The 26,003-nt window shown below is 66.7% G+C and carries 31 protein-coding genes; 9 read left to right on the top strand and 22 right to left on the bottom strand.

Features of this window, described 5'->3' with window-relative positions:
- Positions 1-5: 5 nt before the first annotated feature.
- The 6 genes from OG876_RS42365 to OG876_RS42390 all read right to left on the bottom strand — a co-directional run bounded on the left by OG876_RS42365 (position 6) and on the right by OG876_RS42390 (position 4,901).
- Complete coding sequence (locus OG876_RS42365) at positions 6-1,667, bottom strand: ABC transporter substrate-binding protein (RefSeq protein ID WP_328522388.1); 1,662 nt, start codon at positions 1,665-1,667, stop codon at positions 6-8.
- A 30-nt stretch (positions 1,668-1,697) separates the two neighbouring features.
- The gene (locus OG876_RS42370; protein ID WP_328522389.1) at positions 1,698-2,642 is read right to left on the bottom strand and encodes a carbohydrate ABC transporter permease; all 945 of its coding nucleotides are present in this window, start codon (positions 2,640-2,642) and stop codon (positions 1,698-1,700) included.
- The gene (locus tag OG876_RS42375) at positions 2,639-3,640 is read right to left on the bottom strand and encodes an ABC transporter permease (RefSeq protein ID WP_328522390.1); all 1,002 of its coding nucleotides are present in this window, start codon (positions 3,638-3,640) and stop codon (positions 2,639-2,641) included. The genes OG876_RS42370 and OG876_RS42375 overlap by 4 nt, the downstream gene beginning before the upstream one ends.
- A 345-nt stretch (positions 3,641-3,985) precedes the next feature.
- Positions 3,986-4,177 (bottom strand): hypothetical protein, encoded by a 192-nt coding sequence (locus OG876_RS42380; protein ID WP_328522391.1) that lies wholly within the window; start codon positions 4,175-4,177, stop codon positions 3,986-3,988.
- 59 nt (positions 4,178-4,236) lie between these two features.
- Entirely contained in the window at positions 4,237-4,590 is a 354-nt protein-coding gene (locus tag OG876_RS42385; protein ID WP_328522392.1) for a VOC family protein, read from the bottom strand.
- On the bottom strand, positions 4,587-4,901 hold the full coding sequence (locus OG876_RS42390) for an ArsR/SmtB family transcription factor (protein WP_328522393.1): 315 nt from the start codon (positions 4,899-4,901) through the stop codon (positions 4,587-4,589). Before OG876_RS42390 ends, OG876_RS42385 begins: the two co-directional genes overlap by 4 nt.
- Before the next feature lie 330 nt (positions 4,902-5,231).
- Between OG876_RS42390 and OG876_RS42395 the strand changes: the two genes are divergently transcribed.
- Entirely contained in the window at positions 5,232-6,491 is a 1,260-nt protein-coding gene (locus tag OG876_RS42395; RefSeq protein ID WP_328522394.1) for an MFS transporter, read from the top strand.
- A gap of 21 nt (positions 6,492-6,512) precedes the next feature.
- Here the strand turns inward: OG876_RS42395 and OG876_RS42400 are convergent, their stop codons facing one another.
- Complete coding sequence (locus tag OG876_RS42400) at positions 6,513-7,499, bottom strand: TerC/Alx family metal homeostasis membrane protein (protein ID WP_328522395.1); 987 nt, start codon at positions 7,497-7,499, stop codon at positions 6,513-6,515.
- A 620-nt stretch (positions 7,500-8,119) separates the two neighbouring features.
- On the opposite strand from OG876_RS42400, the gene OG876_RS42405 reads away from it, so the two are divergent.
- The 3 genes from OG876_RS42405 to OG876_RS42415 are packed head-to-tail and all read left to right on the top strand — an operon-like array spanning position 8,120 to position 9,804.
- Positions 8,120-8,353: a hypothetical protein gene (locus tag OG876_RS42405; RefSeq protein ID WP_328522396.1), complete on the top strand. Its 234-nt coding sequence runs from the start codon at positions 8,120-8,122 to the stop codon at positions 8,351-8,353.
- A 13-nt stretch (positions 8,354-8,366) separates the two neighbouring features.
- A complete protein-coding gene (locus tag OG876_RS42410) occupies positions 8,367-8,969 on the top strand; it encodes a cell wall protein (RefSeq protein ID WP_328522397.1) in 603 nt (200 codons plus the stop codon).
- 13 nt (positions 8,970-8,982) lie between these two features.
- A complete protein-coding gene (locus OG876_RS42415; protein ID WP_328522398.1) occupies positions 8,983-9,804 on the top strand; it encodes a MauE/DoxX family redox-associated membrane protein in 822 nt (273 codons plus the stop codon).
- 230 nt (positions 9,805-10,034) lie between these two features.
- Here OG876_RS42415 and OG876_RS42420 read toward each other — a convergent pair whose 3' ends face one another.
- The 4 genes from OG876_RS42420 to OG876_RS42435 form a co-directional block, all read right to left on the bottom strand.
- Positions 10,035-10,892: a haloalkane dehalogenase gene (locus tag OG876_RS42420; RefSeq protein ID WP_328522399.1), complete on the bottom strand. Its 858-nt coding sequence runs from the start codon at positions 10,890-10,892 to the stop codon at positions 10,035-10,037.
- Positions 10,893-10,903: 11 nt separating this feature from the next.
- Positions 10,904-11,350, bottom strand: coding sequence for a MarR family winged helix-turn-helix transcriptional regulator (locus OG876_RS42425; protein ID WP_328522400.1), 447 nt, complete (start codon positions 11,348-11,350; stop codon positions 10,904-10,906).
- Between the two features lie 76 nt (positions 11,351-11,426).
- Positions 11,427-11,936 carry an NUDIX hydrolase gene (locus OG876_RS42430; RefSeq protein ID WP_328522401.1) on the bottom strand — a complete coding sequence of 170 codons (510 nt, stop codon included), beginning with the start codon at positions 11,934-11,936 and terminating at the stop codon, positions 11,427-11,429.
- Positions 11,937-12,056: 120 nt separating this feature from the next.
- Positions 12,057-12,569 carry a GNAT family N-acetyltransferase gene (locus OG876_RS42435; protein WP_328522402.1) on the bottom strand — a complete coding sequence of 171 codons (513 nt, stop codon included), beginning with the start codon at positions 12,567-12,569 and terminating at the stop codon, positions 12,057-12,059.
- 132 nt (positions 12,570-12,701) lie between these two features.
- On the opposite strand from OG876_RS42435, the gene OG876_RS42440 reads away from it, so the two are divergent.
- Positions 12,702-13,154, top strand: coding sequence for an iron chaperone (locus OG876_RS42440; RefSeq protein WP_328522403.1), 453 nt, complete (start codon positions 12,702-12,704; stop codon positions 13,152-13,154).
- 184 nt (positions 13,155-13,338) lie between these two features.
- Here OG876_RS42440 and OG876_RS42445 read toward each other — a convergent pair whose 3' ends face one another.
- The 7 genes from OG876_RS42445 to OG876_RS42475 all read right to left on the bottom strand — a co-directional run bounded on the left by OG876_RS42445 (position 13,339) and on the right by OG876_RS42475 (position 17,539).
- Positions 13,339-13,920 carry a GNAT family N-acetyltransferase gene (locus OG876_RS42445; RefSeq protein WP_328522404.1) on the bottom strand — a complete coding sequence of 194 codons (582 nt, stop codon included), beginning with the start codon at positions 13,918-13,920 and terminating at the stop codon, positions 13,339-13,341.
- Between the two features lie 61 nt (positions 13,921-13,981).
- Positions 13,982-14,470 (bottom strand): DUF1269 domain-containing protein, encoded by a 489-nt coding sequence (locus tag OG876_RS42450; protein WP_328522405.1) that lies wholly within the window; start codon positions 14,468-14,470, stop codon positions 13,982-13,984.
- Positions 14,471-14,662: 192 nt separating this feature from the next.
- On the bottom strand, positions 14,663-15,211 hold the full coding sequence (locus OG876_RS42455) for an SRPBCC domain-containing protein (protein ID WP_328522406.1): 549 nt from the start codon (positions 15,209-15,211) through the stop codon (positions 14,663-14,665).
- 3 nt (positions 15,212-15,214) lie between these two features.
- On the bottom strand, positions 15,215-15,529 hold the full coding sequence (locus tag OG876_RS42460) for an ArsR/SmtB family transcription factor (protein ID WP_328522407.1): 315 nt from the start codon (positions 15,527-15,529) through the stop codon (positions 15,215-15,217).
- A 163-nt stretch (positions 15,530-15,692) separates the two neighbouring features.
- Positions 15,693-16,427 (bottom strand): Type 1 glutamine amidotransferase-like domain-containing protein, encoded by a 735-nt coding sequence (locus OG876_RS42465; protein WP_328522408.1) that lies wholly within the window; start codon positions 16,425-16,427, stop codon positions 15,693-15,695.
- Positions 16,428-16,508: 81 nt separating this feature from the next.
- Entirely contained in the window at positions 16,509-16,856 is a 348-nt protein-coding gene (locus tag OG876_RS42470; protein ID WP_328522409.1) for a YciI family protein, read from the bottom strand.
- A 134-nt stretch (positions 16,857-16,990) separates the two neighbouring features.
- Positions 16,991-17,539, bottom strand: a complete 549-nt coding sequence (locus tag OG876_RS42475) for a GNAT family N-acetyltransferase (RefSeq protein WP_328522410.1) — start codon at positions 17,537-17,539, stop codon at positions 16,991-16,993.
- 111 nt (positions 17,540-17,650) lie between these two features.
- Here OG876_RS42475 and OG876_RS42480 point away from each other — a divergent pair, with 111 nt between their 5' ends.
- Both OG876_RS42480 and OG876_RS42485 read left to right on the top strand, forming a co-directional pair.
- Positions 17,651-18,388 carry a VOC family protein gene (locus OG876_RS42480; RefSeq protein ID WP_328522411.1) on the top strand — a complete coding sequence of 246 codons (738 nt, stop codon included), beginning with the start codon at positions 17,651-17,653 and terminating at the stop codon, positions 18,386-18,388.
- Between the two features lie 422 nt (positions 18,389-18,810).
- Positions 18,811-19,929, top strand: a complete 1,119-nt coding sequence (locus OG876_RS42485; RefSeq protein WP_328522412.1) for a phosphotransferase enzyme family protein — start codon at positions 18,811-18,813, stop codon at positions 19,927-19,929.
- 306 nt (positions 19,930-20,235) lie between these two features.
- Here OG876_RS42485 and OG876_RS42490 read toward each other — a convergent pair whose 3' ends face one another.
- Positions 20,236-20,895, bottom strand: coding sequence for a class I SAM-dependent methyltransferase (locus OG876_RS42490; protein WP_328522413.1), 660 nt, complete (start codon positions 20,893-20,895; stop codon positions 20,236-20,238).
- 402 nt (positions 20,896-21,297) lie between these two features.
- On the opposite strand from OG876_RS42490, the gene OG876_RS42495 reads away from it, so the two are divergent.
- The gene (locus OG876_RS42495) at positions 21,298-22,035 is read left to right on the top strand and encodes an SAM-dependent methyltransferase (RefSeq protein ID WP_442914208.1); all 738 of its coding nucleotides are present in this window, start codon (positions 21,298-21,300) and stop codon (positions 22,033-22,035) included.
- A gap of 155 nt (positions 22,036-22,190) precedes the next feature.
- Here the strand turns inward: OG876_RS42495 and OG876_RS42500 are convergent, their stop codons facing one another.
- The gene (locus OG876_RS42500) at positions 22,191-22,670 is read right to left on the bottom strand and encodes a VOC family protein (RefSeq protein WP_328522415.1); all 480 of its coding nucleotides are present in this window, start codon (positions 22,668-22,670) and stop codon (positions 22,191-22,193) included.
- Positions 22,671-23,108: 438 nt separating this feature from the next.
- Here OG876_RS42500 and OG876_RS42505 point away from each other — a divergent pair, with 438 nt between their 5' ends.
- Entirely contained in the window at positions 23,109-24,035 is a 927-nt protein-coding gene (locus tag OG876_RS42505; protein ID WP_328522416.1) for a patatin-like phospholipase family protein, read from the top strand.
- 79 nt (positions 24,036-24,114) lie between these two features.
- On the opposite strand, the gene OG876_RS42510 is transcribed toward OG876_RS42505, so the two are convergent.
- Positions 24,115-25,068 (bottom strand): cyclase family protein, encoded by a 954-nt coding sequence (locus OG876_RS42510; protein WP_328522417.1) that lies wholly within the window; start codon positions 25,066-25,068, stop codon positions 24,115-24,117.
- 159 nt (positions 25,069-25,227) lie between these two features.
- Positions 25,228-25,899 carry a DUF998 domain-containing protein gene (locus OG876_RS42515; protein ID WP_328522418.1) on the bottom strand — a complete coding sequence of 224 codons (672 nt, stop codon included), beginning with the start codon at positions 25,897-25,899 and terminating at the stop codon, positions 25,228-25,230.
- Positions 25,900-26,003 lie beyond the last annotated feature (104 nt).

A 26,003-nucleotide genomic window follows, 5' to 3' on the forward strand; every position in this document is an offset into this window, starting at 1 on the left:
CGGAGTTACTTGCTCCCGGACTTGTACTTGTCGTAGGCCTGCTGGTTGATCTCCAGGTACCGCGGCATGCCGGTGCTGTCGAGACCCTTCACGAAGGCGTCCCAGTCGGTGTCGATGTTCTTCGAGCCGGTGATGAAGGCCAACTGGTTCTGGTTCACGTAGCTGTTCAGGTTGGTCTGCAGCGTGGCCAGCTCACCACTGAGGCTCGGGTCCGGCCATACGAAGGACTGCGGGAACCACTGCGACTTGTCCTCGTGGCCCTCGTACAGCTTCGTCGCCTCGAACAGCCGGCGCTCGAGACCCGCACCGGTGTAGATGTCCTTCGGCACGACCTGCGCGTTCCGGTACGCCAGCGTGTTGTTGTACTGCGCCAGCGCGCCCCAGTTGATGTTCTTCGGCGCGTTCTGCACCGGGTTGTACATCGGCTTGGTGCTCGCGTCGAGCGCGATCTCACCGGCCTTGGGCTTGTTCCAGCCGACACCCTCCGGGCCCATCGTGGCGGTCATCTGACCCTCGTCGGTGAAGATGTAGTCCAGCATCTTGACCGCGGCGACCTGTGCCTCCTTGCTGGCCTTGTTGGTCAGCATGAAGGTGTAACCGGTGGAGGTCGGGTGGTTGTACCCGGTGTAGCTCTTGCCGTCAGGACCGGTCAGCGGCGGCACCGCGTCGTACTGCTTGTCCCGGCCGTCCTTGGAGTCGAGCTGGACGAAGATGCCCGGCCACAGCACCGGCACCGAACCGAGCACGACCGCCTTCGGGTTGTTGCCCTGGGCCTGCAGCGCCTGCGCGTTCTGGGTGAACGCGGCCTGGTCGATCAGGCCCTCCTTGTAGAGGGAGGCGATGTACTTCAGGCCTTCCTTCCACTGCGGCGAGGTCACCGGGGTGACCACCTTGTCGCCGTTCAGCGTGAGCAGCGAGCGGACACCGTTGTTCGCGCCGACCGGGTCGTAGGCGAACGCGTTCATCAGGTACGCGATCAGGCTGCTGTCCTGCGGGTCGGTCGTCATCGGGATCTCGTCGGCCTTGCCGTTGCCGTTCGGGTCCTTGGTCTTGAACGCCTCGAGCACCTTGCGCAGGTCCTCGGTCGTCTTCGGCACCTGCAGGCCGAGCTTCTTCAGCCAGGCGCTGTTGATCCACAGCTTGTCCGGGTAGGTGCAGTGGTAGCAGTCGGCCCACTCGGGGAGCGCGTAGATGTGACCGTCCGGTGCGGTCGCCATCTCCTTGTACTCCTTGTTGGAGTCCAGCACCTTCTGGATGTTCGGCGCGTTGTCCTTGATCAGGTCTTCCAGCGGTACGGCGACGCCCTGCTTGCCGAGCTTCAGCACCTCGGCCTGGGTGAACGCGTCGATCCACGGGATCAGGAAGAACAGGTCCGGGTAGTCGCCACTGGCCAGCGCGATCTGCCGCTTCTCCTTGGCCGGCCCGCCGTCGTACGTCGTGGTCTGCCAGCGGAACTGGATCTTGAACTTGTCGCTCATGATCTTGGTGACCTGGTTGGTGTCCAGGTTGGTGTTCTGGTCGGCGGGGGTGAAGGTGTCGATGACCACCTTGCCGTCGGCCGAGGTTTCGTTCGCCGCCCCCTTGGCCGACTTGTCCGAACTGCACGCCGCCAGGGCGAGCGCACCGGCCGCGGCCAGCGCAACGACCTTGCTCACGGATGAGCGCATTGCTGTGTTTCCCTTCTGGAGTGGGCTGTTTCAGCCCTTGACCGCGCCGACCATCACGCCCTTCGTGAAGTGGCGGGCGACGAACGGGTAGATGATCAGTACGGGCAGGCTCGAGATGACGATGAGCGCGTACTTGAGGACGTTGGCCAGCTGTTGCTGGTCGAGCTGCTGGGCCAGGTTCTGGGTGGTCGAGCCACCCGCGACGGTGTTCAGGATCAGCACGTTGCGCAGCACGATCTGCAACGGATAGAGGCTGGGGTCCTTGAGGTAGACGAGTGCGTCGAAGTAGCTGTTCCACTGGAAGATCGCGTACATCAGCGCGATCACCGCGATCACCGGCTTGGACAGCGGCAGCACGATCGACCAGAGGAAGCGCAGGTCGCTGGCCCCGTCGATGGTGGCCGCCTCGTACAGCTCGTCCGGGATGGTCGAGCGGAAGAACGTCCGCGCGATGATCACCTGCCAGACCCCGATCGCGCTCGGGATCACCATCGCCCACCGGGTGTTCAGCATGCCCAGGTCCTGCACCACGAGGTACGTCGGAATCAGGCCGCCCGAGAACAGCATGGTGAAGATCAGCACGCTCATGATCACGTTGCGGCCGAAGAAGGTCCGGCGGGACAACGGGTAGGCGATCGCGATCGTCAGCGTGACGCTGATCAGCGTGCCGCCGATCGCGTAGATGAACGAGTTCAGGTAGCCCTGCATGATCTGCGGGTCGCCGAAGGCCACCTTGTACGCCTTCAGGCTCGGCTCGATCGGCCAGAGCAGAACCCGGCCGCCACTCACCGCCGACGCGCTGCTGAACGAGTTGGCGATGATGTAGATCAGCGGGACGGTGACGACGATCAGCGCGATCCAGAGCATGATCTTGACGCCGATCAGGAAGATCCGGTCGGTCGTCGTCTCCTCGATCGTGGTGCGCTCCGACCGGTTGTCCGCCGTACGCCGGAAGCCCTGCAAAGTGATGCTCATGACCAGAGTCCGTTCCCTGTGATGCGCTTGGCCGCGAAGTTCACGCCGAGCAGGAGGAAGAGGTTGATCACCGAGTTGAACAGCCCGATCGCCGTCGCCATGCTGAAGTCGGCGTTCAGCAGGCCGGTCTTGTAGACGTAGGTCGCGATGATCTCCGACTGGGCCAGGTTCAGCGGGTTCTGCAGCAGGAAGGCCTTCTCGAACCCGATCGACATGATGTTGCCGACGCCGAGCACCAGGATGATCACAGCGGTCGGCATGATCCCGGGCAGGTCGACGTGCCGGATCCGTTGCAGCCGGCTGGCCCCGTCGATCCGGGCCGACTCGTGCAGTGCCGGGTCGATGCCGGACAGCGCGGCCAGGTAGATGACCGCCGAGTACCCGGTGGTCTGCCACACGTCCGACCAGACGTAGATGTGGCGGAAGTAGTTCGGGTTGCCGAGGAAGTCGACCGCGGGTACGCCGAACAGGCCGATCGCGTCGTTGACGAACCCCAGCCGCGGCGACAGCACCAGGATCGTCATCGAGACGACCACCACGGTGGAGATGAAGTACGGCGCGTAGGTGACCAGCTGGGTGACCTTCTTGAACCGGCCGTTGCGGATCTCGTTCAGCGCGATGGCCAGGACGATCGGGATCGGGAAGCTGGCCAGCACGGTGTAGGCGGCCAGGAAGAACGTGTTCTTCACCAGGGTCCAGAACACCGGGTTCTGGAAGAACAGTTCGAAGTTGCGGAACCCGACCCAGTCACTGCCCCACGGGCCCTTGATGGGGCTGTAGTCCTTGAACGCGATCACCGCGTTGGTGATCGGGATGTACTTGAAGATGACGAAGTACGCGAGCGGTACGACGATCAGCAGGTAGAGCTGCCAGTGCCGGCGCAGGCTGCGGCGGGCCGCGGTCCGGCGGCTGGTCCTGGGGATGTTCCGGGCGGTTTTCACCGCCTCCCGGGGTGCCGGTGCCGGCGGCGCCGGTTTGACCTCGAAGGTTGCGCTCACTCCGCATCCTTTCCCTCACGCGCTGGAGTGGAACCGATATCCGATAGGATCTCGGGTTTCGCTACCCCGGAGGATGACACAGAACCACCGGCAGCGGAAGACTCTCCGGCCCCGTCGATACCGGACGGTGACCGATCGGCTCAGATCCCTTCAGTACAAGGGATTTCCCGCATTGCCATGGGCAACCAAGCTTCGGAAAACGCCGAATGATCCGATGGCACGCCACCGGATCCAGGCACATACCGACTCCGCCCGGGGTCGCTCTGAGCCACCGACACCGGACCGAACCAGAATTTATTTCCTTTGTGAACTATGTTGCAGTCAACCGGGCGGAACCGGTCTATGTCAAGACCTGATCTTCCCGAGCTGCCGGTCGATCGCCGGCACGTCGAAGCGACCGCTCCGCTGCCCGGTCCACAGCTCCGCCATCACCATCAGCACCCTGAACACCACCTGCAGGGGCTCGAGCGCCGCAAGCTCCTCGTCGCTGAGCGGGCTCCGCGCGGCCCGACAATAACCGGACACCAACTCCGGCACCCGATGCACCCGCGCGACCACAAACTCCCAGACCCGGCCTCCGTGCGCAGCACGTGGTTCTAGGCGGCGTAGGCGTGGAGGCCGATCAGGAGGCCGGTGGGGTCGAGGATGTAGGAGCCTCGGCCGACGTCGGGGATGGTGAAGGGCTCGACCGCGATGGTGCCGCCGTGGGTGGTGACGAGTTTCAGGGCGGCGTCCAGGTCTTCGACGCGGATCACGGGGATGGTGCGCGGCTGACCGTCGCGGGACGGCATCAGGCCGGTATCGACGCCAGGCGCCGTACCGTGTGGTGCGACCAGGTAGTCCGGCGCCGCGAACGGCTGGAACTGCCAGCCGAAGACCTCGCTGAGGAACACATTGGTCGTCTCGAGGTCGGGGCTGTTGAGCTCGACGTAGCTGACAGGCTGGCTCATCGTCCTTCTCCAGGGGTACGGCGCAGTGGCGGCGCCTTCTCGTGACGGGCGGCCACGTCGATGGCCCAGTGCGCCAGCGCGTGGAGTGCGTCGGGATTGAGTTCGTGCCAGCGATGCCGGCCGACCAGGGTGGTCCGCACGACCTCGGCGGTCTGCAGGATCTTCAGGTGCTGCGAGACGGCGGGCCGGCTGATCGGGAACAGTTCGGCCAGTTGCCCGGTCGTCGCCGGGCCCTGGGCCAGCCGCGCCACGATCCGCCGCCGCGACCCGTCCGCCACCGCGGTCAGTACGGCGCCCACCTCGATCGTCATGCCGCCCCCATCGACCCGTAAGCCAGACCTTACGCGTAAGAATCTACTTACGCAATCAGGCGAAAACCTGACCCGACCATCACGGGGGAACGGCCGGGCCAGGCACTACCGATGGTACTCCTGATCACCAGCAGTGGTCGCGTAATTCGGAGGCGGACGCGCCGGGTCTTCGCCTACGCTGAACGCCATGCAAACCCGCTTCTGAAAGCGCACCTCCGCAGCTCGACCGCAGCATCGCCGGTGAGTCGCCGTCGTGCGTAACGTCAAGCGTTTGACCCACCCCAGGGTCGCGCTTCGTCAGGCCACGCACGCTTTCGGGAGCAACCCACGATGTCTCTGCCTGCCTACCGGTCCGCCGACCCGGCGCGGACCTATGTCGCCTACAACGGCGCCTGGGCGTTCCTCTCCGCGCTGACCTTCACGCTCAGCATGGTGTACTACGTCCGCGACGCCGGTCTGGACCCACTGCAGATGGTCCTGGTCGGGACCACCCTCGAGCTCGCCTGCTTCCTGTTCGAGATCCCGACCGGCCTCGTCGCCGACCTGTACAGCCGCCGGCTGTCCGTCATCATCGGCGTCGCCCTGATCGGCGCCGGCTTCCTGCTGCAGGGGCTGGTGCCGGCGTTCCTCGCGATCCTCGCCGCCCAGGTGCTCTGGGGCATCGGCTACACCTTCACCTCCGGCGCCGACCAGGCCTGGATCACAGACGAGATCGGGACCGAGCGCGCCGCGACGGTGTTCGTCCGCAGCCAGCAGATCAGCCTGGCCGCGCAGATCGCCGGCACGGTCGCGGCCGGCGCGCTCGGCCTGATCAACCTGCCGCTCCCGATGACGCTGTCCGGCGTCGGGATGATCCTGCTCGCCCTGACCCTGGCTGTCTTCATGCGGGAGCAGAACTTCCACCGGACGCCGCCCGAGGAACGCGAGACCTTCCGGCAGATGGCCGAGACGTTCAAGCACGGACTCGCGGTCGCCCGGCGGCGTCCCGTCGTACGGACGCTGGTGGTGATCAGCCTGATCTCAGGCCTGTCCAGCGAGGCGTTCGACCGGCTGTGGTCGGTGAAGATCCTGAATTTCGAGTTCCCGACCGTGTTCGGCACGTCGGATCCGGCGTTCTGGTTCACAGTCCTGGCCCTGATCGGCACGCTGCTGTCCTTGGTCAGCTCGGTCGCGCTGAACCGGCTGTCGCCGGACCGCATGAGCGCCACCCATCCGAACGGCGTACTCGCGCTGCTCGCCAGTTTGCAGGTGGTCGGAGTGATCGCGTTCGCGCTGCTCGGTCACCTCTGGCTGGCCCTGGGTGCGATGTGGCTCAACACGATCGCCGGCACCCTTGCCTACCCGATCGAGTCCGCCTGGCTCAACCGGCACGTCGACTCCCGGTCCCGCGCGACCGTGATCTCGATGGTGTCCCAGGCGAACGCCATCGGCCAGGTCGTCGGCGGTCCGCCACTGGGTGCTCTGGCCGGCCGTACGTCGCTCCGCACCGCACTGCTCGCATCGGGTCTGATCCTGACTCCGATCCCGGCGCTCTACCTCCGGTTGCGCGAGGTACGCCGTACCCCGGAGAAGCAGACCGACCCGGTGTGACCCGCCCACGCCGGGCCGGGTTCAGTCGTCGATGCGGACCTTGACCTCGACCTGGCGGCGGTCGTACGACGATTTGATCAGGCTGGCGATCGTGGTGACGAAGAGGGTGCCGACGATGAAGCCGAGCGACGTCAGGATGCCGATGTGCGGCAGGTGGATCGCGCCGAGGTCGTCGATGTGTGAGCCGTGCAGCGCCTCGATGATCAGCTTCACGCCGATGAACGCGAGGATCACCGAGAGGCCGACGTTCAGGTAGATGATCCGCTCCAGCAGGCCACCGATCAGGAAGTACAGCTGGCGCAGGCCCATCAGGGCGAAGGCGTTCGCGGTCAGCACGATGTAGGCGTCCTGGGTGAGCCCGAAGATCGCCGGGATCGAGTCGAGCGCGAAGATCACGTTCGCCATCCCGATCGCCGCGATCACGATCACCAGCGGCGTCACCAGCCGGCGGCCGTCGATCCGGGTGGTCAGCTTGGGGCCGTCGTAGTCGTGCGACAGCGGCAGGATCCGGCGCAGCGCGCGCAGGGCGACGTTCTCCTGGAAGTCGGCCTCGTCGTTCTCGCCCTCGAGCGCCAGCCGGACCGCGGTATAGACCAGGAACGCGCCGAAGATGTAGAAGACCCAACTGGCCGCCGAGATCGCCGCCGCGCCGGCCAGGATGAAGATCGCCCGCAGGATCATCGACACCACGATGCCGATGTAGAGCACCTTGTCCTGCGCCAGGCTCGGTACGGCGAACCGGGCCATGATGATCACGAACACGAAGAGGTTGTCGACACTCAGGCTGTACTCGGTGATGTACCCGGCGACGAACTCACCGCCGCTCTGCCCCGGACTGAATACGAACAGCCCGACCGCGAACAGCCCGGCCAGGCCGACGTAGAACAGCACCCAGCGGGTCGCGTCCTTGATCGTCACCGTGCGGTTGCGCCGGGCGATCACGACCAGGTCGAAGGCGACGATCGCGAGCAGCCCGATGATCGTGAGAATCCACACGGCAGGGGACATGGCTGAAACCACGATAAACCTCCGGACGACGGCGTACAGCTCGGTCCGGAGGTCTCTTCCACCCGGAATCTCCGGGCCGGCAGCACCGGTTCGGCCGCCCGGGCCTCCCGTGATGACGACACTGCCGTAGTCGGGCCGGCGGTAGCCGTGGCCCGAGAGGAATACTCCCCTCCACAAACGCACCGAGTCTATCCGGATCCGATGATTCCCACCGTGCACCAGGTCACAATCGGCGTGCTCACCTGACCGTATACCGCATACAGACTCCACCGCCAGAGGGGCAACCCTCGCAGCCTCCCGCCCTCCTCCGTTGCAGGCTGCGGGGGATGAAGTTGTGGTGAAAAAGTTTCTGGATTGGCTGAGGGGTGGGAGATTTCTGATCTTCGGAGTACAAAGACGTGCTGTAGGTCTTACCGCCCCTAGACCTGGAGGAAATCGTCATGGCCGGACTCAACGGCGAAGTCTCATGGTTCTGTTGCGGAAACGCATGGGGACCCTGCGCGAGCACCGGGCACGGTGCGTGCGGCACGTGTAATTCGGGGAACTTCCAGCACGCGTGGCCGAACACCTCGGACGCGTGCTTCGCCATCACTCACCCCGACACCTGCGGGGTCACCGGGATGTCCCGGCGTACCTGCGGCTTCCGGCACTCCACGACCAACCGGTGCAACGGCGCACGGGTGGTCACGTCGATCGCGGACTGTGGTCCGCAGACCGACCTGTTCTGTGGCGAACGCGCCTGCTGCGGCGGGACGTGTTCCTCCAACCGGATCCTCGACCTGACGCCGGCCGCGTTCTCCGCGATCGCGAGCCTCAGCGCGGGTCTGATCCCCGGTGCGATCGACGTCGGCTGAGAGGAGAGCTGAGATGACTTCCACGATGGACCGCCGTTCGCTGCTCACCCGCGCCGCACTCGGTGCCACGGGCCTGGTCGCCGCGACGGCGATGGGCTCACTCGCCCCGGAGACCGCGTTCGCCGCGGCCTCGCAGTTCCCCGAACCCGGACAACCGGACCCGAACTTCGCCGAAGGCCTGATCACCGGCCGGAACTCCGATCTCCTGCAGGTCAAGGGATCCGACGGCCGGCTGCACCGGATCCAGCTGACCGGCGTGACCAGTGTCTGGAAGCTCCGGCCGACCACGATCGACCAGGCCCGGATCGGCGACGGCTTGTACGCGCGCGGCGTACTGATGCCGGACGGCACCCTGGCCGCCGAGTCGGTCTGGATCAACATCGTCAACCTCACCGTGAGCATCACCTCGATCGGGCGCTCGGCACTGCAACTCGACCACCACGGCGAGAAGGTCGTCGGGTACGTGCAGCCCGGGTTCACCGCGGCCGCCTACAACGGAACCCCCGCGGTGTCGGACCTGTCGATGCTCAAGGTCGGCCGGCACGCCCAGGTGATCGGCGCCTGGCGACCGGGGACCAACGCGATCGACATCGCGACGATCTACACATCGAACTGAGCGGGAGGCCGCGATGTTCGCACAGCAGGTGGCGGCAGCCCAGCCGCTACTGATCGGATTACTCCTGCTCTGGTCGTCGTACGGCAAGTTCACCGGCGCGGAGCAGGCACGTCGTACGGCGTTGCCGCGCTTGGTCGGCGAGTCACGCGCGGTCCCGGCGTACCGCTTGGTCGGTGTCGCCGAGGCCGTGATCGGTACGGCGCTGTTGGTGTCGCCGGCGTGGACCGTCGAGGCGATCGCCGCGGTTGCGCTTGCCGTCGGCTTCACCGGGTACCTGGTCTACGCCAAGATCGTCGTCCCCGAGGCGTCCTGCGGCTGCATCGGCACGTCGGCCAAACCCGTTGGCCGGCGGGCGATCGGGCGCGCTTTGTTGCTACTAGCAACTGCCCTGGCGGCGACTACCGCTAGCGCCGGCTGGTGGTCGGCCGGGCCCGCGACGGCCGTGCTGGTGCTGGAGGCTGCGGTGTTCGTGATGGTGTCCGCCGAGCTGGATCGGTATTGGCTACTGCCGTTGCGCCGGCTGCGGGTGCGGGTCTCGCATCCACTGGCCGGTACGGCGACTGACGGCGTACCGCTGGCGGCCACGCAACGGCGGCTGCTGCTCAGCCCGGCGTATCGCGCGGTCGACGGGTTGCTGCGGTCCGATATCCGCGACTACTGGGACGACGAGGACTGGCGGTTCGTCAGCTACACCGCCAGGTACGACGGCCGCTCGGCGACCGCCGTGTTCGCCGTACCGCATCACGACTCCACGCCGGAATCCGTCCGGGTCGCCGTCGTCGACGAGACGTCGGGTCAGACCCTCTACCGTCCCACGGTGCTCGCCACCGCCTAGGACACAAGCGAAGCCCTCGCGGAGCAGCTGCTGCGCGAGGGCTTCGTGCTGCTCGAGTGTTGACACCGAGCGGTGCCGGTGGTGTGATGCGACCTATTGTTCGGAAACTTTCCTATTGGTTAGGGGTCCCCTTCAGCTCCTCCCCCCGGAGCTCCCTTAGCCCCGGCCGCCGGGTCACCCCACCACCTGGGGGTGACCCGGCGTCGGCTTGCCGCGGGGTTGTCAGCTCCTCAGCGCAGAGCGTGCCTGTCCGCCCAGGCGGAGATCTCGATGCCGATCTCCTTGGGACGGTCCTCCGGCGCATGGTGACCGGCCTCGCCACCATGGACGATCTCGAGCGCGGCAACGTTCGTGGCGCACCACTCGGCCAACTCCTTGCCGATCAGCAACGTCGGTGAGCCCTCGAAGGTGATCAGCAGCTTGGGTACGTCGGAGCTGCGGCCGAGCCAGTCGTCGTACCGGTTGATGCGCGTGATGAGTTCGGCCGGTTCGCCGCCGAGCGGCAACTGGCGAGCCCAGGCGAGGATCGGCCGGCGGGACTCGGGTGTCGGGTACGGCGCCAGGTACGTCTGCAGATCCGCGTCGCCGACTGGCGTGAGGACGCCGCCGGTGAAGGCTTGGCGGACGAAGAGGTTCTGCTCGAGAACGAGATCCTCACCGGCTCCGGGCGTACGGATCAGCTGGGATCGCTCCCGGGCCTGCGGCGTCACGTCCTCCCAGGCCATCGGCTTGACGATGCTTTCCAGGAAGGCGATCCCCAGGACGCGTTCCGGATGCCGCGACGCCCAGTCGAAGGCGAGCGCGCCACCCCAGTCGTGGCCGACCAGGATGACCCGATCGAGACCGAGCGCGTCGAACCACGCGTCCAGGTAGCGCGCGTGATCGGCGAAGGTGTAGTCGAGCGCGGGCTTGCCGGAGCGGCCCATGCCGATGAGGTCGGGGGTGAGCAGTCGCCCGCTGCCGACGTACGGCAGAACGTTGCGCCAGATGTGGGACGAGGCGGGATTCCCGTGCAGGAAGACGATCGGCGTGCCGCTGCCGGTGTCGTCGTAGTGGATGGTCGAGTCGAGTACTTCGCTATCGGGCATGGTCGTCCCTTTCAGAGTTCGGTGTCGAGCAGCTCGGTGAGATCCGCGACGAAGCTCTTCGTGCGCGCGCCGCGGCGACCACCGAGCGGCGCCAGGAGCTTGTCGAGCAGTGCGGCGACTTCCGCGATGGCGGCCTGGATGGTCTCGCGCCCCTTGTCGGTCAGCTCGAGGCGCATCGTGCGGGTGTCGGCGGTGTCGCGGGTGCGCTGGATCAGGCCGTCGGCGTCGAGACTGCGAGCCAGCTTGGAGACATACAGCGCCTCGAGCCCGGTGTGGTCGGCCAACTCCCGCTGACTCGGCACCTGCCCGGCCCGCTCCATCCCATACAGGGACGCCAGCATCACGTACTGCGCGTGCGTCAACCCAACCGGCGCGAGCGCCCGATCAACCGCCACCCGCCACTTCATGGACAACCGCCACACCAAATGCCCCGGCGTCGACTCACTCGTCTTACTCACACCAAATACTGTACATGGCTACTAAGTACATGGCTACTATCTGACCGACGGCCACCCTACTTGGGGGCGTGTGGGATCACGAGTCGCGGCCGAAGTCGGCGTACGACGGATGCCCGGTGGTCAGGGCTTGTTGGGCCAGGGCCAGGCGGCGGGTCATGGAGGGGCGGAGGTGCGGGGTTGCCTCGGTGAGGGTGAGGAACTGCGCGGTGCGGACCTCGGTGGGGTCGAGGGTGAGCTCGTCGCCGTCGAGGATGCCGCCGTCGAAGATGAACGCGAGGGCGTCGGTCCAGGGACCCAGGACGGGGACCCAGTCGACGACGAGGAGGGCGCCGATCTCGCGGTCGAGGCCGATCTCCTCCTTCACCTCGCGACGACAGGCGTCGTACGGCGATTCGTCGTACTCGGCGATGCCGCCGGGGATGTCGAGGGTCGGCTTGTAGGTGGGTTCGAGGAAGAGGATGCGGCCGGCGTGATCGCGGATCAGGGCGCCTCCGGCGACGGTCTTGCGCGGGAGGCGGGCCGCGATCCCGGGGTTGAACTCCTTCTCGGGCTCACCTTCGGCGACGAGATCATCCTGTCGGTTCACGCGCCTAGTCTCGTACAACCACTGCGAGGAGGCTGGAATGCTACGAGGACGTTCGGCGAAAAGGCCACTACGCCAACGGCTGAGGTCGTCGCTCTACACCTGATCGAGTACGCGCGTCATTCAGATCGTGTCGCCGCGCTCGGGATCCGGGGTGACACGATCGCTGCGGTAGAAGTCGACCTTCTCCAGCACGCGGAACGACGCCGCGTTCCAGTCCCGCACGGTCGCCCAGAGCCGTTGGCGTCCCGTGTTCGCCGCCGCCTCGACGACGGCCCGGGCGGCTTCGGTGGCGAACCCGTGACCGTGCGCACGTTGGGCGAGCTCGTACGCGATCTCCGGTTCGTCGAACGATGCGCGGCCGACGATCAGTCCGCAGTACCCGATGAACTCGCCGTTGTCCCGCCGCTCGATCGGAAGCAGCCCCAGCCCGGGCTCGGCCGCCAACGGGTTGTCCGCCAGCCAGCCGCGGATCTCCTCGACCGTCGGGCGTCCGTCCGCGTCGATCCGGCGCAGCGCACGCGGATCCCGCTCGGCCCAGAGCCCGCGATACTCCTCCGCGTCCGCTGGGCGCCACCTGCGCAGCCGCAGCCGTTCGGTCTCCAGCTCCGCCGGGAACGCTCCGAAGCTCGACACCACCTCAACCTAGCCCAGCTGGCCTCACCAATCTGACGCGGATCCAATCGATCAGTTTTCAAGAAGCGGGAGCAGTGGCGGGTCCGTAGCGTGGGGATTGTTCACACCGGAGCTCACAGATAGGACCCTCCAATGGCTGCCACGCGGAAGACCACCACGACCTCGAAGCAGAAGTCGTACGACGGCTTCACCGCCGACGAGCGGGATGCGATGAAGGAGCGCGCCAAGGAACTCAAGGCCGCCCGCAGCAAGGCGGACGACGAGACCGCCGTACTGGAGAAGATCGCCGAGATGAGCGATGCGGACCGCGCGATCGCCGAACGCATCCACGCCATCGTCAAGGCCAACGCCCCCGAACTCAGCCCGAAGCTGTGGTACGGCCAGCCCGCCTACGCCAAAGCCGGCAAGGTCGTCTGCTTCTTCCAGCCGGCCGACAAGTTCGGCACCCGCTACGCCACCCTCGGCTTCAACGACTCCGCCCACCTCGACGACGGCACCATGTGGCCTACCGCCTACGCCCTCACCAAGCTCACCCCCGCCACCGAGAAGCAACTCACCACCCTCGTCAAGAAGGCCGTCAGCTGAGCCGGTTGACCCGGTGTGCCTGGTAACCATGGGACGCTACGAAGCCGTTCTGCCAGCGTGGAGTGCCCATGACTTACGGCCCGCCGCCCGGACCGACACCGCCGCGGCACGGCGCCCGCCGTGATCGGTTGGATCTTGTCCTTCATCGCCCTGATCCTCGGCCTGATCATGCTCTTCAACACCCTCACCGATTGACGACACGTGCGGACGGACCCGGTCGTCTAGCTTGGGCGGTCTTCGTCCAGACGCCGAACCACTGTTCTGCGTCGAACTCCTTGAAGCGCTCGACTTCGGCAAAGCCCAGGCGCTCGGCCAGCCGAACCGAGGGTTCGTTGGCGGACTGGGTACAGAGCACGACGGGCTCGCCGGGCAGAACCTCCGTCACCCACTCCAGTGCAGCGCCTACCGCCTCAGTCGCATAGCCGCGACCCCAGAACTGAGGGAGGAACGTGTAGCCGACCTCCACTTCCCCACCGTCCGCCCGGACGTGCCCGGGCCCGGTGGGGTCGCGCCGGTTGATGGTGACGGCGCCGATGAAGCTGTCCTCGGTTTGGACGGCGAAGGTCCCGACGTACCTGCCCGGCACTTCAGGGACAGCCGCCTCGAGTTCCGACCGTGTCCGCGCTCCGCCGAGATAGCGCCGTACGTCGTTCGACGCGAACAGGTCGATGAAGCCGGGACGGTCGCGGGCCTCGGTCTCGCGCAGCAGCAACCGCGCTGTCCGGATCGGCGTCGGCGGCCAGGGAAGGTCTACCAGCTCGGTCACGCCGTAGACCTTAGGCGCCGACTTCCTCTGGCCGCGCCGTACCCCTCGGGGGACCCCGGCGTCACTTGCCGCCGAAGGTCTCCAACAGCTCCTGACGCTCGGCATCGGTGAGGTTCGTGTCGATGAGCTTGCTGTGCATACCGTGGAATCGTTCGCCCACTCGGTCGAGATCGCCGTTCTCGGTGACCGCGAAGAGGGCAGAGGTCCCTGGGGTCACCTCGGTGCGGATCTTCTGGAGTTGGTCCTTGGTGATGCCGGTGTCCTGGGTCATTTTGCTGATCGCGCCGATCGCGGCCCCGGCAACGCCACCGATCACGGGCACGAAGAAGAGGGCGCCGAGGAGGACTCCCCAGAACGCTCCCCACCCGGTCCCGCGCCACGTCTCTTCGTGCGCTTGCTTGGTGGTCGGGTGCGAATCCTCTTTCGGCCACGAGACGATCGCGTGGTCGAGGATCTTCACCAGTCCGTCCCGCTCGCAGCCCTTGAGGACATCGGCGGCGTGCGCGGCTCCATCCGGCCCATCGAACTTCCACACCGTAAAGGCGGTCATGGTGCACTCCTTGCCTTGATCAACCTGGCGCCCCTCGACTCGGGCACCCAGTTCCTGCCTTGTTCTCGTCCAACCCGGCCGCTCACTCGCAGCCGAGGTGCGCACCCACGGCACCGCTCCCATGGTGTCCGCCAGAACGCACGGCAACGTCACCCCGCCAGGATGAATCTGACAACCACCGCCCTCGTCGGTTCAGCGGATGCCAGAGGCCAACTCTCGGTAGGTGGTGACGAGTTCGGACCAGCGGGACTCGGTCTCGGCGGACTCCTGGTGGGCGATGTAGGCGGCGAGATTCTCGGCGTGGATCTGCCAGCCGGCGCCGAAGTACTCGATCTTGTCGAGGGGCAGGCCGCGGATCTCGATGGTCAGGACGGTCTGTGCACCGGCGGCGGTGAGGGTGGCTTCGACGGTTTGCTCGAAGGGTGGTGGGCCGTTGCCTCGTCGCGCGGACTCGTCCGACTCCCGGGTGGTGATCCGGAGTCGCTGCGGTGGTTCGCAGGTGTCGACGTGCCCGATGCTGTTCAGGTCGGCGGACTCGAGGTAGAGGGTGAAGGCCCCACCGGGGCGCAGGTCACCTTCGACCTTGCCGTACCACCGGGCCAGTCGCTCGGGGTCGGTGATGGACGACCACAGGTCGTCGATGTCGGTGTCGTAGCGGTCCTCGACGCGTAGGACGCCCGTACCGTCGGCCACTCCCAGGCGGCCCAGAACGCGACTGCCCGGACCTGCATTGCTCGTCATCTGTTACTCCCTTCGCTTACCCCTGGCGATCTCGGTGTGGAGGGCGTCCAGCCGCTGCTCCCAGAGACTGCGATAACGCCCCAGCCATTCGTCGAGCTCGGCCAACGGCTCGGACCGCAAGCTGTAGACCCGCCGCTGCGCCTCCCGCCGACTGTCCACCAGCCCGGCCTCGCGCAACACCCGCAGATGCCGCGAAACCCCAGGCCGGGCAATCGGCAGGAGCGCCGCCAACTCCCCCGCGGTAGCCGGCCCCGAGGCCAAGGCCTCTACCAAGGTCCGTCGCCCGTCATCAGCCAACGCCCGCAAAACAGCTTCCACGCCTTGAATGTATCCACTGGTGTACGTAACCGTCAAGGTACATAAGTAGCCGGTTGTGCCTCTGACAGCTGCGGACTCACTCGGGGCACGCAAGAGGCCGGTCTCCCGATGGGAGACCGGCCTGGTTGACCTGCGGTCGTGATGTGCTGCTCGTTCGGTCGCCTCAGGGCTGGAACAGTTTCCATTGGCCCTCGGAGACGACCTCGACGGCGCCGTCGACCACCTTGATGGCGGTCTGGTCGTCGATCGCGTATGTCGGCGCCGGAATCCGGGCCGCCCACTTCTCCGCGTTGGCCAAGGAAGCGTCGAGATGATGCTCGTGCTCCAGGTGCGGGATCACCGCGAAGTCGACGAGTCCCGCTCCCTGTCCCGTGACCAGGATTCTGTCGACGTCACCCTGGGGCGTAGCGAAGACGATGTCCTCCGACTTCAACGGTCCATCAGTCCCGCGAGGCGGTTCGGTGAAGGTCTCGACGAAGGTGGAGGCAGCAGCGATGCTCCCGGCGCTCACCCCCACGTAGACCGCCTCGGAGCGCAGCGTGGGCAGGAGATCGGTCAGACCGGAGCGCCGCATCCAGTTGGCGAGAAACAAGGGGTCGCCGCCCCATACCAGCAGCGCGTCGGCGTCCCGGACCGTTGGCACCCAGGCAGCCTCCTCGATGCTCGGCAGCACCGACAACTCGAGGAGCCCCAACGACTTCCAACCCAATTCAGCCAGCGGCGATGGCCCCTTGCCGGACATCGCCCGCCACGCCATGCCAGGCCCGCCCGGGAAGGGGTAGATGGCGGTGGGGATGAAGAGGGCGTTGGACTCAGCGATCGGTTTGCCCAGCAGGTCGACCAGTGCGTCGTGGATGCTGCTGTTCGTGATCCCGCCCGATGTGAGGAGAGCTCGCATGTTCCTACCTTCCTGAGTTGCCATCTCGTGATGCCTGAAGTCGGCGGGGCCGTGCGTACTCCGTCAACGCGTCTCCGCGGATCAGATCTCCGGGTCGTACATCAACTCGCGAACATCCTGCGCACAGCGGCAGGCGACCGCGAACTTCGCGGCCCACTCCAGCGCCGCCTCCCGGGCCGGTACGTCGACGATCGCGAAGCCGCCGATGAGTTCCTTGCTCTCCGGGTACGGGCCGTCGGTGACCACGCCGTCCATGCCCACCACGGCGGGCTTCATGTCGCTGTAGTCCAGCCCGCCGGCGAAGATGAACACGCCGGCGTCCTTGGCCTCCTGGACCACCGCGTGAGCGGCCTTGCCCACCTCGGGGACGTCCTCCTCGCGGATGTGGTCCATCGAACCGTTCTCGAACGAGATCAGGTACCGCGCCATCTGATCACCCCTTGTCCCGGCGGCCACCTCCGGCCGCCTCTCACCCCTGCAACGAACGACCCACCCCGGATCCGACAGGCCGCCAGCAGAAATTTCTCACGCCCCGTGGATCCGCCGCCGGCTCGAGCATGAGCTCAACCGGCTGGCGTAACTGAGGACCATACGCCGAACCACTGCTCAGCGCCGTACTTCTCGAACCGCTCCACCTCGGTGAACCCCAGCTTCGCCGCGAGGCGCATCGAACGCTCGTTAGCGGTCTGGGTGTACAGCACCACCGGCTCACTGGGAAGCGCACCGGCAAACCAGTCGAGTGCGGCCGCGCACGCTTCACCGGCGTACCCGCATCCCCACGCCTCCGGCAGGAACATGTAGCCGAGCGCAACCTCCCCGGCATCCGGACGGACGTCCCCCGGACGCTCTGCATCGCGCCGATCGAGCGTGACCATGCCGATCATCGCTCCGTCGAGATCGACCACGAAAAGACCAGGCCGCCGCCCGGGCACCTCAGGCACCGCGCGCTCGAGCTCATCACGCGCTCGAGCGCCACCGATATAGGTGCCCACTTCCGGCGAAACGAACAGTTCGATAACCGCCGCACGGTCCCGCGCCTCAGGCTCCCGGAGCACCAGCCGCGCGGTCCTGATCGGCGCCGGCGGCCAGCCAACGGCTCCAAGCTCACCCATGGCGCGCAACCTACCAACGCATCAGCCCCGCTCGGCGCACCGGGCAACGCACGCTCATGTCGAGATCAGTACGGCTGAGCTTGATGCCGGACTGTCGCTAGCATCGTCGGCATGGCGACGCGGCTTGTTCAAATCAACATGAAGGCTCGGGACGATTCTGCGCTGGGCGGTTTCTGGGCGGAGGCGCTCGGCTGGGGGGTCTCCAGCGAGGGACCCGGCGTGACCAACCTCGAACCCGAGGGCTTCGTCTACCCCGACCCCGTCGCCGTCTGTCTCGACCTTGTCGCCTCCCCGGAACCCAAGACGGTAAAGAATCGCGTGCACGTCGACCTCGCCACCACCTCGGCGGCCCATCAGGCGGAGCTGGTGGCGCGCTTGAAGGATCTCGGCGCAACACCCGCCGACGTGGGCCAGGGCGACGTCCCATGGACGGTCATGGCCGACCCGGAGGGCAACGAGTTCTGCGTGCTGGACTGGCACGACCCGATCCGAGACACCGGACCGATCGCCACGGTCGTGGTCGACTGCGCGGATCCGCGAGCTATGGCCCGCTTCTGGGGCAACGCCATGGACTGGACCCTGCACAAGGTGACCGACCACAACGCAGTACTGCGCTCTGCCAAGGGCGTCGGCCCATACCTGCAGTTCCTCCGCACACCCGACGTAAAGACCGTGTGGAATCGAGTCCATCTCGACCTCCGCCCCTACCCAGGTGACGACCTGGAGGCCGAGGCGGCCAGACTACGGACTCTCGGCGCCACGGCCATCGACCTAGGCCAGAGCGATATCCCGTGGAAGGTCCTCGCCGACCCGGAAGGCAACGAGTTCTGCCTCCTCACCCCAGGCTGACCCAACCCTCGTCATCCGCCCGCGAGCCCGGACTTTGCAATGCACCCCAGCCGGCACGCCCACGAGTAACTCGGCACGTCCGGATCTGCCCCGTTTCGGGCAGGCGAGGGTGTCGGCCAGTTGACCCACGTGGACCCCAACGGCTCCTGCACGTAGGCCCGGGCAGCCCGTACTTTGCGACGGCAGCCAGGCGCCGCGTTGCGGGGGCGCAGTCGGTCGCCGTTGCACCTCCGTTGCGTTGACACGGCCGCCCGGCCCCGGCAGGATCGATGCACGGCGTGGCCGACGCCCAGCCTCCTGAGGACCTGCCCCAGCCGGGCCTCGAGAAGGCGAAGGGGATTCTGCCCTCAAGGCTGCTGCCGTCCAGGCCTGTTTCGAGTGCCGCTTCGCTGGGGGAATGGGGCACGTCGAGGAGGCTTGTCATGACCAAAGAGGGCAGTTTCAAGCGCGCAGTACGTCAGCGGGCACAAGCGACCGGATTGCGGTACACCGAGGCTCGCGCCGCCCTGGAGAAGGGCCGCACGTCGCCGTTTGCGCGCACGCGCCCTGTCGAGTTCGCGGAACTGAGGGCGCACCTCGAGACGCGATACGGCATTCGCATCACCTCGATCGCGCCCATCGACGACGACCCCGAGACGCGGCCAAGCGGGTCCTGGGTCGGCCACTACCCCTGGACGCTGGTCGTCAAGCGAGAGGACGGCTCGCCCTGGATCGCTCGAGTCTTCTCGTCGGCAGCGGACACGGTCGGCCGCGTCGAGGGCGATGCGGAGATCCTGCGGTTCCTGGCCTTACAGGACTTCCCTGCCGAGCGGCCCGCGCATGACGATCCGGTGTCGGTGCTCGAAGGGAGCGGCGTGATCGTGACCGAGTACGTCGAGGGCGGACGTCCGACCCAGTCGCCGGCCGTGCTCCACGAGCTGGCGAGCCTGCTCGGCCGCCTGCACAAACTGCCTGCGGCCGGTGGTGCGGTCGCGCGGGACGGAGGGTCGGAGGAGCACGACGGCGCCTTCTTCGCGGGGCGACCGAAGCAGGATCTCGCGGCGGCGATGAGCTTTCTGGTGAGCGTCGAGGACGCTGTCGCTCCCGAGGGTCGCGAGATGTTCGAGTGGCTCCGTGACAAGGTCGAGCACGCCGACGACGCGGAGGGCCTGCCCGAGGCGTTCACCCACGGGAACTACCACGCATGGGCGGCCGTCGGCAGCCCGGGCGACCTCGCCATCGTCGGCTGGGCAGGGTCCGGACGCGGGCCCCGCCTGCCCGCCCTCGCCTGGTTGCTGACGACCGCGGGGGAAGGCGACGGGGAGGGCATCGACGCGGTCGCGCGCGGGTATCGCGAGCACATCCAGCTCACCGGCGACGAGCTCGAGCGGCTGCCCGGCGTACTGGCCATGCGACCGCTCTGGCTGGCGTGCCTCGACTACCGGGAGTCGGCGCGCAGCGGGTCCACCCCCAAGATGGACGAGGGCTGGATCGGCTGGATCGCGCGCCCCGAGCACGCCGAGCGACTAGCTGCCCGGGCGATCGCGTCGTTGCGAGGCTGAGTCGCGCGCTGCTCGCGCTCTGCGTCACAAGCCTCGCGGCGTGGGGCCAACACTGCCGCGAGCTCGGGTCGATCGCGGACCAGAGCGGTCGTGGCGAGCTCCTAGGCCGTCCCACGACCCGGTTGGCCTGGCCAACCGGGTCGTGACGACCGATTGTGACGGCACCCGTCCCGGCGAGCCACTGTGGCCACTGGGTCATGCCGCTGTCAGCTCGGGCGGCAGCCGTGGGCGATCAACGCCGCACCTGGACCGAGCCGCGCAGACCGGCCGGCACATCAGTAGCCGTAGCCAACGCTCAGAACGCGGCTACTGGCCGGGATGGGGCCGGAGCTTGAAGATCAGGATGCCGAGGTACTTGTTCATCCACGCCTGCTTGTGGGGGTAGCGGCGTCGGGCGTCCTCGGATAGTTGAGGCTCGATCGCGGTCTCGATCCACAGCCCTGCCGCACTGAACACGTTGATCAGGTCAGAGATGGTGTAGGGCCGCTTGGTGAGGGTGATCTGGTGGTTCCAGCCGCTGAGGTAGGAGAACGGGGCGGTGGAGAAATACTCTTCGCCCAAGGAGGTCTCATTCTGTTCGGCCCGTTCGACGGCATATCGGATCGGTTGCGTCTTGGTCAGCAGGATGAATCCATCGTCGGCCAGCATCGCGCGCGCTGCCTGCAGGGTGCGGACCGGATCCTTCGCGTAGCCGAAAGACTGCAGGAACAAGATCCGGTCGAACGTGCGACCGGCAAGCCCGGGCACCGAATCCAGCTCGGAGAGATCGCCTCGGATGAACTCCAAGCCAGGCGGCTGGGCACTAAGGAAGTTGCCACTGACATCGACACCTACGGAGGCGGTCGCACCGTCTCCAACCAGCTCCGCGAGCTTGCCACCGTTGCCGCAACCGACATCGAGCACCGACCGTCCGGTGACATCACCCAGAAGGTCTCGCTGCGCAGGCCACTCGACAAGCCGATCCAACGAGTCCTCCCTGGTTCGGGCCCGCTCGTAGTCCGGAGCGAGTTCTAGCCACGCCTCGCTCGGATCCCCAGGACTGCCCATGTGAGAACTCGTCGCCTCCTGTGAGTCGTCTGACACCGCCACGAGACACAACATAGTCGTCCCTTTGGACTTCCGCCCGTCCACAGGACGATCGTGGCTCTGGCGCCCCTGTACCGCTCAGCCCGACGAATAAGACCAGTCTTGACACGCAGGGCGTCCAGTAGGGGGATCGGCCCAATCGTTCTGCGGACATGCCGCGTTTGGTGGTGGCTGTTGGCATGCGGGTGCGTCGTCGAGATCCAGGGCGGGGCGTCAATAACCGGTTGCCTAGTTGCGGGTGCTCTCCCACACTTCGGTCGCGTGGATGATGGTGAACTTGACGTGCTGCTGAGGAACGAACGCTACCCGCGGTCTGCTGGGTACTCGGCTCGGTGGATGGTCGACGGTGGGATGGGGCCGAACCCTGTGTGGCAGGCGGAGGCCTTGACTAATCTCATGCAACTCGAGTCCGGCATGCGGATACTCGACATGGGATGTGGCAGCGCTCTGAGCTCGATCTTCCTGGCCAGGGAGTTCGGTGTCAAAGTGTGGGCGACCGACCTGTGGGTCAAGCCCGACGAGAACCTGCGTCGCGCGGCCGAGGCACACGTAGACGACCAAGTTCACCCGATTCATGCCGAAGCCCATGCCCTGCCCTTCGCCGAGGACTTCTTCGACGCGCTCATCAGCATCGGCGCGTACCACTACTTCGGCACCGACGACCTCTATCTCGGCTACTACTCACGCTTCGTGAAACGCGGCGGCCAGATCGGCATCGTCCAACCCGGCCTCGCCGAGGAGCACGAGACGCTTCCCCCACCACACCTAGAGCCCTACTGGGAATGGGACTTCTGCGCCTGGCACAGCCCCGCCTGGTGGCAGCGGCACTGGGAGAAGACCGGCCTGGTCACCGTCGAGGTCGCTGATCGGCTACCCGACGGGTGGCGAGACTGGTTGCAGTGGAACGACGCTTGCGACCACGACAGTGGTACGCCGGGACGAGAAGAAGCGCAGATGCTTCGCACCGACGGCGGCCGAACGCTCGGCCTCTCCCGAGTCATTGCCCGCCGCAACATCTAGGCTCCGCGGGCTGCCTCACGACCTCACCGGGCGCCTTTCGATATCCCCAAGCCAGACCCCACAGCGCAGAACTTCACGCCAGCCGAGACGAGAAACTCACCGTCCGCGGCCGCTGAGGAGGATCGCCGTACGACGCCGTGTGGGGTGAGACCAGGTCAGCCCGGGAGATCCTCGGGTCGTTTTGCGGCGAGCTCGCCGTGCAGTAGTCCAGTGGACTGACCGACCTCGATCAGGTATCCGTCCGGGTCCCGCATGTAGCAGCGGATCTCTGCTCCGCGGTCGATCGGTGGCGTGACAAACTCTGCGCCCTTGGCCTTCCACTCCTCGTAGCGGGCCTGGATATCTGCGACCCGCAGGTTGAGGAAGATCGAGGTCGTATCGCCGGGCTCGTAGTCGACCACCGAGATACCTGGCTTGTCGGGGGTGGGCGGTCCGCCGGGGTTCATGATGATCCACGAGTTGGCCAGCTTGACCATGCACGGATTCTCCTCCAGGACGACGGTGCCGCCGAGGACCCGCGAGTAGAAGTCCCGGGACCGCGCGACCTTGCGGACCGTGATGAACAACGTCATCACGATGCCCTCGTCTGGCGCGGGGAGATTGGCGAAGTCGATCCGGTCCGCGGGGTCCGTCATGATTCCTCCATTCCGGCGCCATTGAGTTGCCGAACGCCGGTCCTGATCACAACCCTCCCCTTGATGATCGCTGAGGCTGCCGGGTTTCGGTATCTCCCCGCCCTTCCCAGGTTCTAGCCGACATGCTCCCCTCGCGCGGTGTAGCCTTCGACAGACACGTGGCAACCGGCTTGATGTCGATTGCCCGCCGCGCCGCGATCATCCCGGTGATCGTGCTCGAACGGCAGGAGGTGGGACCCATGTACGCAGTACCCGTAATGGGTGCTCCCCTGCGAGGCACGATCGCGCGACTGCGGTAGTCGCAGTTGGGAGCGCCCGCCAGGCAACCGGCGAAAGGCGACTTCCATGAACACAACACCCTCTTCGACTCAGCGCAGTACGACGACCACGTCCGATGGCATCGTGGTGACGCGGACGCCACTGCAGGGGAATTGGCCCATGCCCGACCAGCAGGTCGACGCCACAAGACGGGCGGGCAACTCGGACAAGCGAGCCTTGGTTCTCGCCGGCGGCGGAGCGGCAGGCAATGCGTGGGAGCTCGGTCTCATCGCGGGCCTGTCCGATGCCGGTGTCGATGTCACCTCGGCCGATCTCATCATCGGTACGTCGGCAGGATCGACGGTGGCTGCCCAGATCACCAGCGGGACACGGCCGGCCGAACTCTATGCCGCCATCCTCTCCGAGGTGCCTCAGCCACACGCTGGATCGGACCGGGGACGTGCTCCGAATCTGTCGGCGCTGAACTACCTGGAGTGGTCGAACGGAATCATCGCTTCTGCCGAGGATGCCTCCGACATGCGCCGCAGGATGGGCGCCTCCGCGCTCGAAATGGACACTTCCGACGGCTCCACCCAGACGCGCTGGCGCGACATCGTCGCGGCTCGGCTTCCCAGCCGGCACTGGCCGCAGCAGCTTGTGATCATCGCGGCTGTCGATGCGCATACCGGCGAACCAGTCGTGTTCGACCGCCACAGCGGGATCGATCTGATCGACGCCGTCGCCGCCAGCACCAGCAACGGCTTCGGTGCCGTCCCTCCCTATCGCATCGGCGAGAACCGATACATCAACGGCGGCTATCGACGTAGTGAGAACGCCGACCTCGCGGCTGGATACGGGCGGGTGCTCGTGCTGTCACCATTCGGCGGCAGGTCGCGGATGCCGCTGGAGTGGGGCATGGATCTCGCAACCCAAGTCGACGAACTGCGCGCAGGCGGCAGCAGGGTCGAGACCGTCTTTCCGGATGGCGGCGCGGGTGACGTGTTCGACGCCAAGGCGATGGATCCGTCGACGCGCCCGCAAGCCGCACGAGGAGGCTACGCCCAAGGCCAAGCCCTCGCCGAGCAGCTCTCTGAGCTCTGGCGCTGACAGTCGACTCGGTCGTGCAAGAGGCCGCGTTGGTGGACCGCGACCCTCTACGTGGTGCGCTCGGGTGCCAGGGCCACGGTCAGAAGGTGGCGATCGGGTTGACCGGGCTGCCGGACGTACCGGCGAAGCGGACCGGCGCGACTGCGAGCTGGAAGTCCCACTGGCCGAGCTCGGCGGCTGTCGTCGCGCACACCTCCAGGTCACAGTTGTCGAGCAGCCATAGACCCATCGCGACGAGGCTCACGGCGTGAACCGGCATCAACACGTCGTCGTACCCCGACGGCTGAAGGTCCTGGGGGGTGTCAGCGCCGATCAGCGCGACTCCTCGTTCATGCAGCCACGGCAGGCAGGACGCATGCCAGCCGGCCTGCGTGAAACCGCCGGCCACACCAGCCTCATGCCGAGCGCGGCCATAGCCGGTCCGCAGCAGTACCGCATCGCCGGATCGCACCTGCACACCCTGGCGACGCTCGGCCTCCTCGAGATCCTCGGGGAACACACCCTCACCCGGTTCCAGCCACGGCACGTCGCGGACCCTCGCAATGTCCAGCAGGACGCCCCGCGTGAGGATCCCGTTCGCCGCCGCCGTGACGGCCGCCCATGCCGATCCGGTCGCGGCGTCGACCAACGTGTGCGACCGCCCGTTGTACATCTTGCCGTCCCAGAAGAGGTGGCACGGCGAGTCGATGTGGGTGATCGTGTTGCCGTGGAAGAAGATGCCGAGCCGCTCGTTCGAAAAGCCCCAGCGCCGGTCGTTGTGGAAGGGCGCCGGCATGTTCTCGGCACCCGGCATGTCGGCGGCGCACGGGCACGCCGTCGTCGACCGCTCCATTTCTTCCGGTACGGCGACCTCCCATCCGCACGACACACTCCTGCCGTGGCGCACGGCCCGCGCCGCTGCCAGCCGGACGTCGTCGGTGATGTGGTTCAGAGTGCCGAGCTCGTCGTCGTCGCCCCACCGTCCCCAGTTCGACAGCGTGTCGAAGTACCCGAGCACGTCGTCCTGTGTGGGCATCGGTCGCCCTGCCGTCATCCCAGCATCGACTCCTCCGGTCACGCGGTTCAAGGCACCGCGGGCTGGGCATCCCGCCCTCCCCCTTGACATGCCACGGCCTGCTGAACGGGCATGACACTACTTCAGTGAGCCAGCAGTCGGCAGCGGACCGGGCCGACATCGCGCTTCTTCGGGGGATCAGGTTGCGGGCTCGGCTGACTGGGTCCGGGAGAGTCGGATCAGGCGGGCGCCGAGAACTGCGATCCAGAGGAACAGCACCGTCACGAACACCCGCTGCAGCAGTCCGTTCCACGAGCCGGCGACACCGGTGATGAACAGAACCAGCAACACGAGACCCAGTACCCCGGTGATGAGGGAGTAGGCACGCAGGTCGCGCCACGACTGGTCGCCGCGGAAGGCACGGGCGAACACCAGTGCTGCGGACACAAGGGCGAGGAACACCACGAGGCTGACCAGGTCGTGGGTGACGTGATGCCAAGACACTTCGCCGGCGTCGACGCGGTCGGCGCACGCCTCTAGCTGGCTGCTGCAATCGTTGCGGGCCAGGCCGGCGACGATGATGCCGACGCCGGCGACGGCAACGAGGATCGAGCCGACCGTCGCGGGCCTGCCGTTCAACGCTCCTGCAAGTCCGGCCGCCAGCGCGACGATCCCGACGCCGAGCAGCAGAAAACCCGTGACCATGATCCATGCGTTCTGGGCGTCGAAAGCCGCTAGCGCGCTGATGTCCTCCCGCCGGAGGCTGTATTCGTCCTGCACTACAGCGCCAACTATCCACGCGATGGTGAAAGCGATCGGGCCTATCACGGCAAGCCGCCCCAACAACAGACGCGTACCCGCACTCCTCATGCACCGAACGCTACGCGCCTGGCATCCCCCGTCGCCCTATTGTCCGTGGCAGATCCGGCTAACCGCGGGGGGCGCATCGGACGGAATGTCGCAGGTGATCCAGG

The sequence above is a fragment of the Kribbella sp. NBC_00359 genome, from assembly GCF_036097425.1.
Classification (GTDB): Bacteria; Actinomycetota; Actinomycetes; order Propionibacteriales; family Kribbellaceae; genus Kribbella.